At 69.3% G+C, this 1,393-nt stretch carries 2 protein-coding genes; one reads left to right on the forward strand and one right to left on the reverse strand.

Going from position 1 to position 1,393, the window contains the following annotated elements:
- The coding region (locus tag ACM2XV_RS15270; RefSeq protein WP_487027562.1) for a TetR/AcrR family transcriptional regulator at positions 1-517 on the reverse strand (517 nt) is incomplete at its 3' end.
- A 208-nt stretch (positions 518-725) separates the two neighbouring features.
- Here ACM2XV_RS15270 and ACM2XV_RS15275 point away from each other — a divergent pair.
- Positions 726-1,393: M16 family metallopeptidase (locus tag ACM2XV_RS15275; protein ID WP_487027563.1), on the forward strand; the 668-nt coding region annotated here is incomplete at its 3' end.

The raw sequence follows: 1,393 nt of genomic DNA on the forward strand, positions 1-1,393 counted from the left end.
CGACGTTGCTGCCCGAGAGCGCGCCGTCGCGGAAGAGGATCAGATCGTCGACGGCGTCCTCGCGTGACGCGTTGCCGAGCTCCGTGACGAGTTCGGTGACGAGGGCGCGCTCCCAGGCGCGGTGGCGTGAGACCGCCTGGCGCACCGGGTGGGCGGGGTCGCCGAACTGCGCGGCGGCGTTGATGAACGGGCAGCCGTGGAAGCCCGGGCGCGTGGCGATCTGCCCGATCAGCGTCGCGAGGGCGCGCAGCACATCGGCCGGGTCGGTGAGGCTCGCGCGCGCCTCGTCGATGAGGTGCTTGGCGCGCAGATGCCGGCCCTCGACATAGGCGACGATGAGCAGGTCCTTCGAGCGGTAGTGCTTGTAGAACGTGGCCTTGGTGACGTGCGCCTCGTTGATGATGCGATCGACGCCGACCGTGTGGATGCCCTCTGTGTAGAACAGCCGATCGGCCACCTCGAGGATCTTGAGCTTCGCCGGGGCGGGCGGCCGGGGGGCGACGGCTGTCGAAGTCATGCAGCGAGTCCTTCTGACGGGCTGTAAAAAGTGCTGGTCGCGCATGAGATCCAGCGGGGTGCGCGGGGGAAGTGCAGGGCGCCAGTATATCTAGACCAACGGCCTAGAGTCCTCTTTCCGGGGGACAGCGCGTCTCCGCGTGTCACAAAGTCCGACGGCCGACCGCCGCGGTGCGGCGTGCGTCGGCCTCACCCTAGAGTGGCAGGTGATGAACGGCGCTGTGTCTCTTCCTCTCGACCTGACGGAGCTGGCGTTCGCCGCATCCGGTGACGCGCTGGTGCGTCGCACGGTGCTGCCGAACGGCGCCCGCGTCCTCAGCGAGCGCGTACCGGGCGCCCGCAGCGCGACGGTGGGCTTCTGGGTCACAGTCGGCTCACGCGACGAGACCGGCGCCGACGCCGCGCACAGCGCGAGCTTCGGCTCGACGCACTTCCTCGAGCATCTGCTGTTCAAGGGCACGCCGTCGCGCTCCACCCTCGAGATCGCGGTCTCGTTCGATGCCGTGGGCGGTGAGCACAACGCCGCCACGAGCAAGGAGTACACCTGCTACTACGCCAAGGTGCAGGACAAGGACCTGCCGATGGCGGTCGAGGTCATCGGCGACATGATCACGTCGAGCCTGATCGATCCTGACGAGTTCGACAACGAGCGCCAGGTCATCCTGGAAGAGCTGGCGATGGCCGACGACGACCCGGCCGACGCCGCGAGTGAGCAGCTCTACCGGTCCGTGCTGTCGGGGCATCCGCTCGGCCGCCCGATCGGCGGCGATCCGGCGGCGATCCGCGCAGCCACGCGTGACGGGGTCTGGCAGCACTACCGCGCCACGCACCGCCCCGAGCACCTGGTGATCGCGGCCGCCGGCGCCGTCGACCACGA

It is taken from the genome of Gryllotalpicola sp. CP2-P1, assembly GCF_057512245.1.